The organism is Halorubrum sp. AJ67 (assembly GCF_000513435.1).
Window position 1 is genome coordinate 5,647 of record NZ_CBVY010000011.1, and the last position, 8,785, is coordinate 14,431.

The window sequence follows — 8,785 nt, forward strand, 5'->3', positions numbered from 1 at the left end:
GGCGGCGACGGCGGTGACGGCGGTGACTCCGGATCCGTTCCCGACGCCCGTGATGGTCGTCGGGTTCCCGCAGTCGGGGCATCCAGCTGTTCCGCGACTTCTACTCGGAGTTCGCCGACAGCGCGCCGGATCTCGACATCATCGTTCCCGACGGACTGATCGACGGCGACCTCCCCGGCGAGGTCGACAACGACATGAACAACGTCATCGGCACGGCACCGTCGGCCGGCGGTCCCGGGGCCGACTTCTTCGCCGAGTCGTATCAGGACGAGTACGACGAGGAGCCGGGCGTGTTCACCTCGCAAGCGTACGACGCCATGGCGGTCGAGATCCTCGCGGCCACCGCCGCGGGCGAGAACAACGGCGAGGCGATCCGCGATCGGGTCCGCACCGTCGCCAACCCCGGCGGCGAGGAGTTCGGCCCGTCGAACCTCCCCGAGGCGGTCGAGGCGGTCGCCGCCGGCGACCCGGTCCACTACGTGGGCGCGTCCTCCAGCGTCAACTTCGACGTCAACGGCGACATGGCCACCGCCGCGTACGACATCACCGACTTCCAAGACAGCGAACTCGTCACCCTCGACACCGTCGAGTTCGGGAACGAGCTCTCCGAGGAGGACCGGAACGCGACGGCCGCGGACCCGGTCGGCGTCGACTCGTTCACGGCTCGCATCGGCGTACTGATGCCGGAGACCGGTGACCTCGGCCCGCTCGGCGGACCGATCCGCGACGGCGCGCTGCTGGCCGCCACGCAAGTCAACGACGCCGGCCTCAACGTCGACGTCGAGACCCGCGTCGAGGACACGCAGACGGACCCGCAGGCGGGCGATCTCCGGCGCGAACGCCTCGTCAACGCGGGCTTCGGCGCGGTCGTCGGCCCGGCCTCCTCGAACGTCAACCTTCAGGTGTCCGATCAGGTGTTCATCCCGAACGGCGTCGTCGGCATCTCGCCGTCCTCGACGGACCCGAACGTCACGGACTTGGACGACAACGAGTACATCTTCCGGACCGCCCCGTCCGACCTGCTTCAGGGGCCCGCGATGGCCGACCTGGCGGTCGGCGACGTCGTCGGCGCGTCGACCTCCGGCACGCTGTACCTCAACGACGCCTACGGCCAGTCGCTCGAAGAGTCGTACGTGAACGCCTTCGAGGAGCGCGACGGCACCATCGACCAGCGCGTCTCCTTCGAGCCGAATCAGGCCACGTACACCAGCCAGTGGTCGAGCGTGCTGAACCAGTAGGCGTCCGTCCGAACCGAGTTTTTCTCCGATTTTTTCACCCGGGAGACGGTGCGGTGGCGTGTGCCTCCGAGCGGTCGCCAGCGGCGACCGCGAGTAGCGAGGGACCGAAGGTCCCTCGGACAGCCGGCGGCGGAGCCGCCGGCGAGAGCACCGCGCGAGGGAGTCGACCGGTCGGAGCGAAGCGGAGACCGGTCGACGAGGCTGGGGAGGCGTGAGGTGCTGTGCGGTGCGGGGCGGGAATCGAAGGGGCAGCCGCGAGGACGCTCCTCGGCGACGTAAGCACCGCAGCGAGCAACGCGAGCGAGGAGCGCAACGAGCCGCGGGAGTCCTCACGGCTGGGGCTTCGGCGGTCGTGTTCAAGTCGGTGACCGCGTACCGCCGAGCGGCTAGGATTTCGGCGACCGGAAGCCGATCGGCGACATCTCCGCAGTAGCAGTCCGCCTATCCCCCGAGGAAGTCGCGCCGCACGTCCTCGTCGGCGAGCAGCACGTCGCCGCGGTCGGTGTACCGGTTCCCGCCGTTCACCAGCACGTAGCCGCGGTCGCAGCGACGGAGCGCCTCCTTCGCGTTCTGCTCAACCATCAGCACCGCCGTCCCGCTCTCGTTGATCCGGTCGATCCGGTCGAACATGTCGGAGACGAGGTCGGGCGCGAGTCCGGCCGACGGCTCGTCGAGCAACAGCAGATCGGGGTCGAGCATGAGCGCCCGCCCCATCGCGACCATCTGCCGCTGGCCGCCCGAGAGCGTCCCCGCCTTCTGCTCGCTGCGCTCGCGGAGGATGGGGAACCGGTCGTAGACCGCCTCGATCTGGTCTTCGGGCACCTCGTCGAGGATGTACGCGCCCATTTCGAGGTTCTCGCGGACGCTGAGTCCGGGGAAGACGTTGTCGTTCTGCGGGACGAACCCGATCCCCTCGCGGATGATCTGCTCGGGCGCGAGCCCGTGGATCGGCTCGCCCTCGAACTCGACGGTGCCGCCCATGTGGGTCGTGAGTCCGAAGACCGTCTTCATCACGGTCGACTTGCCGGCCCCGTTGGGGCCGACAATGGTCACGTACTCCTCGTCGGCGACGTCGAGGACCACGTCCGAGAGGATCTGGAGGTCGCCGTAGCCGGCGTCCAGATCGCGGATCCGCAGTATCGCGTCGCCGTCGATCGCGTGGGTCGTCCCGGCGGTCGCGTCGGCGTCCGAGTCAGTTCCGGTCTCCGGATCGGCTTCGGTCTCCGCGTTCGAGTCCGCCTCCGCGTCCGCTGCTCGGGCGTCGTCCGTGGCGTCGGCGGTCATAGGTCCTCCCCCAGGTAGGCCTCGATGACCCGCTCGTCGTTCCGTATCTCGTCGCCGGTCCCCTCGGCGAGCACGCTGCCCTGATGCATGACGATGACGCGTTCACAGTTGTTCATGATGACGTCCATGTCGTGTTCGACGAGCAGGAAGGTGTAGCCGTCCGCGCGAAGCTGGTGGATCCGGTCTAAGAGCTTCTCCTCCAAGGTCGGGTTGACCCCGGCGAGCGGCTCGTCGAGCAGCACCATCTCGGGGTCGGTCATCAGCACGCGGGCCATCTCCAGCAGCTTCCGCTGGCCGCCGGAGAGGTTCCCCGCGTGCTCGTGCGCGAGGTGGTCGATCTCGAAGAACTCCAGCGTCTCCCAGGCGCGCTCGCGTATCTCCGTCTCCTCTCCGACCACCGCGCTCCGGAGGCCGGGCGTCACGGCACGGATCGCGGACTCACCGAGCTGCCCCTGCGGCGCGAGCATCAGGTTCTCCAAGACGGTCATCTCGGAGAGCTCGCGGGCGATCTGGAACGTCCGAACCAGTCCCTTCCGCGCGATCTGGTACGGTTTGAGCCCCGTAACGTCCTCGCCCTCGAAGTACACCGTCCCGGCGGTCGGCTCGTGGACGCCCGTGATACAGTTGAACGTGGTCGATTTTCCCGCGCCGTTCGGGCCAATGAGCCCGGTGAGCGACCCGGACTCGACCTCGAAGGAGGCCCCGTCGACGGCGGTGACGCCGCCGAACCGCTTCACCAGCCCCTCCACGCGGAGCGGCGGCGACCCGGACGGCACGTGTTTCGCCGCCTCCTCGACCTCGCTGTCGTTCGCCTCCGGTTCGTCGACGGCGGCCGCGGCGTCGACGGACCCGGCGACCTCCTCTGCGTCGGCGACGTCGACGGACCCGGCGACCTCGTCCGCGTCGGGCGCGTCGCTACTCATCGGACTCACCCCCTGTGGGCCGCTCGGAGAGGTCGACGGCCGCGGCGGTCTCGATCCGGTCGCCGAGGATCCCCTCCGGCCGTCGGTGGATGATGAACACCAAGACGAGTCCGAGGAAGACGAACTGGAGCGGCGCGACGTTCTCGGTCGCGTACGCGAGGAGCGTCACCGGGTCCAGCGTGACGAGCGCGTCCGCGAAGGAGCCGGGCGTCTCCGCGTCTATGAGGCCGCGGATGGCCCCGCCGACGCGCCGCGGCCCCTCGAACAGCACCGCGGCGAAGACGATGCCGCCGAGGACGGAGCCGGTGTTCGACCCGGAGCCGCCGATGATCACCGCGATGAACACGTAGAAGGTGAGAAGCGGCCGGAACTGCGGCGTGGGCGAGACGTTGCCCTGACTGCCGAACCAGAGGATGCCGGCGAGTCCCATCAGCGCGCAGCCGATGACGAACACCTTGATCTTCACGAGATTCACGTCCTTGCCGAGCGAGTTAGCGACGAGTTCGTCCTCGCGGATCGCCTTCATCGTCCGCCCGAACGGCGAGCGGCCGAGCCGTTCGAGCAGGAGGTAGAAGCCGCCGAGGAAGACGGCGAGGACGGCGATGTACCCCCAGCCGATGAGGATCGGCTGCGAGATGCCGAGACCGTCGGCCCCGAACACCCCGAAGACGAGGTCGCCGAACGCGGTCGGGGTCCCCGCCTGCCCGTCGACCAAGAACAGGTCGCGGACCGGATTGTCCGGCATCCCCATCCCGCGACCGCCGCCCGTCCCGGCACCGATCGTGTCGCGCAGGAGGGTGTCGAAAGCGCTCGACTGGAGCGAGAGGCGGATTATCTCCGAGAGACCGAGCGTCACGATCGCGAGGTAGTCGGCCTTGAGCCGGAGCGCCGGCAGCGCGGCGAGGGCCCCGAGCAGCGCCGCCATCCCCATCCCAGCGAGGATGCCCACCGGGAGCGGCAGCCCCAGTCCGGGCGGACCGAAGGCCGGGTCCGGCGACCGGACGACCATCCCCATCGTGTACACGCCGACGGCCATGAAGCCGGCGACGCCGATGTTGAAGAGGCCGGTGTACCCCCACTGAAGGTTCAGGGCGAGCGCGGTGAGCGCGTAGACGAGACCGAGGAACGTCAGCGTCTCCATGAGCCCGACGACGCTGTTGAGGCCGTCGGTGAAAGACAGGAGCGCCGCGGCCGCGTAGATCACGAGCAGCGTCCCGACGACGAGTCCGAGATCGCTCTCCTTGGCGGCCTCGATCACCGCTGCCGTAGCGCTCTCGGGGGCGTCCGGCGCGGTATTAGGCGTGTTTGCGTCACTCATGCGGTCGAAACACCTCCGAACAGCCCCTCGGGGCGAAGCAGCAGCATCAGGATCATCACGGCGAACGCCGCGGCCTGGTTGAAGTCCGAGGGGATCCAGATCGTCGAGGTGGTGAACACGACGCCGATGACGAGGCCGCCGACGATGGCCCCGTAGACCGAGCCGATCCCCCCTAAGATCACGGCCGCGAAGATGAGCAGGAGGAGGAGCCAGCCGAAGTCGAACTGGATCGTCCCGCGGAGCAGGACGTAGAGGTAGCCGGAGGCCCCCGCGAGCCCGCCGCCGATGATCCACGTGGCGGTGACGACGCGCTCGGCCGGGATCCCGGTGATGAGCGCGAGGTCCTTGTTGTCGGCCATCGCGCGCATCGCCGTGCCGAGTTTCGTGTGCTGGAGCATGGCGTGCATCGCGAGCATCAGTCCGACCGCGGCCACGAGGATGGTGAGCTCGTGGGCGTTCACCGAGACCCCGAGGGGGCCGAACGCGAGGTTCGACTGCTCGACGCTGGCGGTCACGCCCCGCCGGTCGGAGCCGTAGCCGAACTGGAGCAGGTAGCGGACGATGAGCGCCGCGCCGATGGAGGCGATGAGCAGCGAGATGCCGTCGCGGTCGCGCATCGGCTTGTAGAACGCCCGGTCAAGCGCCACCGCGAGCAGCGCGGTGACGACGAACGCCGCGACCAATCCGACGAGGATCGCGCCGGGCGTCGAGAGGATGTGCGCTCCGATGTCGCCGGGCGAGACGCTCCCGGCGTCGCGGACGGTCAGGAGCGCCCGGATCGGTATGTCACCGAACCCGGCGATCAGGAACGCGACGCCCCAGCCCGTGAACGCGCCCGCGCTGACGAGGTCGCCGTGCGAGAAGTTCGCGAACGAGAGGATGCTGTACGTCATCGAGAGCCCGATCCCGGCCAGCCCGATCACGAGACCGATGACGATGCCGTTCCAGAGGTTCGATCCGAGCCGATCGACCGAGACCGACCCCCCGATCGGGCCGAGACCGACTCCCCCGAGTTTCGCCGCGAGGTCGACGAGGAGTAGGCCGCCGAGGAGGACGACGAAGAGGAGCCCCGGCCGGGCCCGTACGGAGTCGACGATCGACGAGTCAGTTGTTCCCATGTGTACGTCTCACTGACGCAGGGTGAGTCACCGAGAGGTAAATAACTCGCTGTTCGAACAACGTCGAGACCTCGAAAACGCCTGACAGCTGTCGAGGGATTCGGGTTCCGGGAATCGCGTCTCGGCGTCCCGGGTCCGCGCCTCAGTCGCCGCCCGCGGCCCGCGCATGGCGACGCGCGTCCTCGGGCGAGCGCCCCTCGCGTACGAGCGCCTCGACGAACAGCTCGCCGGCCTTGTACGACGACCGGACCATCGCACCCGACGCGCAGTAGAGGAAGTCGAACTCCGTCTCGGCCACCCGCCGCCACGTCTCGAAGACGTCGGGGTGGACGTACTCGAAGACATCGAGGTGCGACCGCGAGGGCTGGAGATACTGGCCGAAGGTGACCACGTCGACGCCGACCTCGCGGAGGTCGCCGAGGGTCCGGTACACCTCGTGGTCGTACTCGCCGACACCGAGCATGAGGCTCGTCTTCGTGTGGATGTCTGACTCGCGGTCGACCTGATCGAGGACCGCGAGCGACTGCTCGTAGTTCGCGCGACGGTCCCGCACCGGCCACTGGAGCCGCTCGACGGTCTCGACGTTGTGCGCGATCACGTCCGGCTCCGCGTCGATGATCCGGCGGACCGCCTCGGGATCGCCGCCGAAGTCGGGAATGAGCGTCTCGACGAGCACCTCCGGATCGCGCCGTTTGATCTCGCGGATCGTCTCGGCGAAGTGCGCCGACCCGGCGTCGGCGAGGTCGTCGCGATCGACGGATGTTAAGACGACGTAGTCGAGCCCGATCTCCGCGACCGCGTCGGCGACGTTCGCCGGCTCGTCGGGGTCGAGCGGCTCCATGCCGCCCGTCTCGACGTCACAGAAGTTACACCCGCGCGAGCAGCGGTCGCCCATGAGCATGAACGTCGCCGTGCCGGGGCCTGTCTCGGCGGCGTCTGCCGCCTCGCCGTTCGGGGGCGCGTTCGCGCCCCCTGACCAGCACTCGCCCATGTTCGGGCAGTTCGCCTCCTCGCAGACCGTGTGGAGGTCGTGGTCGCGGAGGGTGGACTTGATCTCGGTGAAGCGACTCCCGGACGGCGGGCGCGACTTCAGCCAGTCCGGCTTCCGGCGGCCGCGTTGCATGTCCGACCCTTGGTGTCCGAGCGCAAAAGGGTGCGGGTCGGCGGGGCGGGGTTCTCTCACCGGTCCCGCTCCGCGACGGTGCGCCGTTCTCGCCGCCTACGCTTCGGGCACGAACACGTTCATCGACGGCGTCTGGATCCCCTGGAACTTGTTCTTCCAGTTGTACGCGATGTTCAGCACGCGCCGCCGGTCGTCCGGCGGTCCCGTCACGACGCTCACGGAGGTGCCGTCCTCCGGGATCTCGACCCGCGTGTCCTCCCACTCGAAGCCCGCGAGCAGGTCCACCGGGTTCTCGACGGCCACCGACCCGGTGTTTTTGTTCACCTCGTACAGGCGGTAGGCGTCCGTCTCGATCAGCCGCTTGATCTCGTCGAGGTCCGCGTCGAAGTGCTCGCGGAGCGCGTCGGCGGTGTGGTACCCGCAGACGATCAGGTGCGCGAACGTCTCGATCGCGCGGGGGTCCTGCTCCGCCGCGCGGAGGTGATCGAAGTACGCCAGCTTCTCCTCTCTGTCGAGTTCGAGTATCCCGTTGACTATCCGTGCCGCCTCCCGCTCCGTCTCCGAGGCGTTCGGGTCCGCGAGCACCTCGTCCGCCCGCGATCCGGTGTTCTGACCCCGCGACACGTCGATAGCGTTCTTGAGGTGTTTCGCGCGGTCGTACACCGCCGACTTGTACGACCAGTCGCGCACGTCGTCCGGGTAGTCGTCGAACTCCCTGAGGAGCGCCTCGCGGTCCTCCGGAAATCCGATCTCCTCGCGGAAGTCGCTCCACGCCGTGGCGTCGACGAACAGCCCGAAATCGGTCAGCGTGTCCTGCCCGAGGTTCGCCCGCGTGCCGCCGCTGGCGACGAACTTGGCTTCGACGAACGTCTCGCCGTCGGCCGACCCGACGACGAGGTCCCCGAGCGAGTCGTAGGAGTTGCCGGCGTGCCGCATCGTGGTCCGGTCCGGGAAGTCGCTCCGGAGCCGGTCCGCGAGCGCCTCGGCGAGGTCCGGTCGGCCCGCCTCCGTCAGGTCGTCGTCCGGCTCCGCGCCGTTCGCGAGCCGCGCAGTCAGCTTCTCCGTGGCCTCGACCCAGCCGCGCTCGTGTTTGCCCATGTGGTGTGTCGCTCGGTGAGTGGGAGATAAAAAAAGCACGTACGGCGACGGGTCGACCCGCTCGTCCGGCGGGCTACTCGTTGACGAGCAGGAGCTTCCCGACGAAGTCGCCGGCCTCGGCGCGGCGATGGGCGTCCGCCACGTCCGCGAAGGCGTACCGGTCGTCGACGTGCGGCGCGACCACACCCTTGTCGACGAGCGCGGCGATCGTCTCCAGTTCCCGCCCGATGCGCTCCTGTCCGTTCCCGGCCAGCACCGGGTGGATGACGAGGACGACGCCGAGCGAGAGCGACGTGGCGTGCATCGGCGACAGGTCGACGCCGTCGGCGTCGCTCGACTCGGTCGTGACCACGGCTCCGTACGGGCGGACCGCCTCGAACGCCGTGTTCAGGTGGTCGTCACCGACCGGATCGAAGACGAGATCGAAGCCGACGCCGCCGGCGTGCGCGTCGACGTACGACTCGACCGCCGTCTCCGTGTAGTCGACGGTCGCGTCAGCGCCGAGGTCCGCCGCCAGCGACCGCTTCGCTTCGGTCGATCCGGTCGCGGTGACGGTCGCGCCGAACCAGTCGGCGAGTTGGACGCCGACGTGGCCGACGCCGCCCGTCGCGCCGTACACCAGCACGTCGTCGCCGACGTCGACGCTGGCCTTGTCGGCGAGCATCTCCCACGCGGTCAGGGCG

Annotated in this window: 7 protein-coding genes and 1 pseudogene; 1 reads left to right on the top strand and 7 read right to left on the bottom strand. The window is 69.0% G+C overall.

Annotated features, from left to right (window positions below; genetic code table 11):
* Positions 1 to 1,238, top strand: a pseudogene (locus BN903_RS10015) (ABC transporter substrate-binding protein); the annotation flags it as partial.
* A 441-nt stretch (positions 1,239 to 1,679) separates the two neighbouring features.
* On the opposite strand, the gene BN903_RS10020 reads toward BN903_RS10015, so the two are convergent.
* From BN903_RS10020 to BN903_RS10050, 7 genes are all read right to left on the bottom strand, one after another.
* Entirely contained in the window at positions 1,680 to 2,522 is an 843-nt protein-coding gene (locus tag BN903_RS10020; protein WP_228841081.1) for an ABC transporter ATP-binding protein, read from the bottom strand.
* Positions 2,519 to 3,445, bottom strand: a complete 927-nt coding sequence (locus BN903_RS10025) for an ABC transporter ATP-binding protein (RefSeq protein WP_048077601.1) — start codon at positions 3,443 to 3,445, stop codon at positions 2,519 to 2,521. The genes BN903_RS10020 and BN903_RS10025 overlap by 4 nt, the downstream gene beginning before the upstream one ends.
* On the bottom strand, positions 3,438 to 4,763 hold the full coding sequence (locus tag BN903_RS10030; RefSeq protein ID WP_048077602.1) for a branched-chain amino acid ABC transporter permease: 1,326 nt from the start codon (positions 4,761 to 4,763) through the stop codon (positions 3,438 to 3,440). The genes BN903_RS10025 and BN903_RS10030 overlap by 8 nt, the downstream gene beginning before the upstream one ends.
* Positions 4,760 to 5,881, bottom strand: coding sequence for a branched-chain amino acid ABC transporter permease (locus tag BN903_RS10035; RefSeq protein WP_048077603.1), 1,122 nt, complete (start codon positions 5,879 to 5,881; stop codon positions 4,760 to 4,762). The genes BN903_RS10030 and BN903_RS10035 overlap by 4 nt, the downstream gene beginning before the upstream one ends.
* Positions 5,882 to 6,023: 142 nt before the next feature.
* Positions 6,024 to 7,004, bottom strand: coding sequence for a lipoyl synthase (gene lipA / locus BN903_RS10040; RefSeq protein WP_048077604.1), 981 nt, complete (start codon positions 7,002 to 7,004; stop codon positions 6,024 to 6,026).
* A 96-nt stretch (positions 7,005 to 7,100) separates the two neighbouring features.
* Positions 7,101 to 8,102, bottom strand: coding sequence for a hypothetical protein (locus BN903_RS10045; protein WP_048077605.1), 1,002 nt, complete (start codon positions 8,100 to 8,102; stop codon positions 7,101 to 7,103).
* Between the two features lie 73 nt (positions 8,103 to 8,175).
* The coding region (locus BN903_RS10050; protein WP_048077606.1) for a zinc-binding dehydrogenase at positions 8,176 to 8,785 on the bottom strand (610 nt) is incomplete at its 5' end.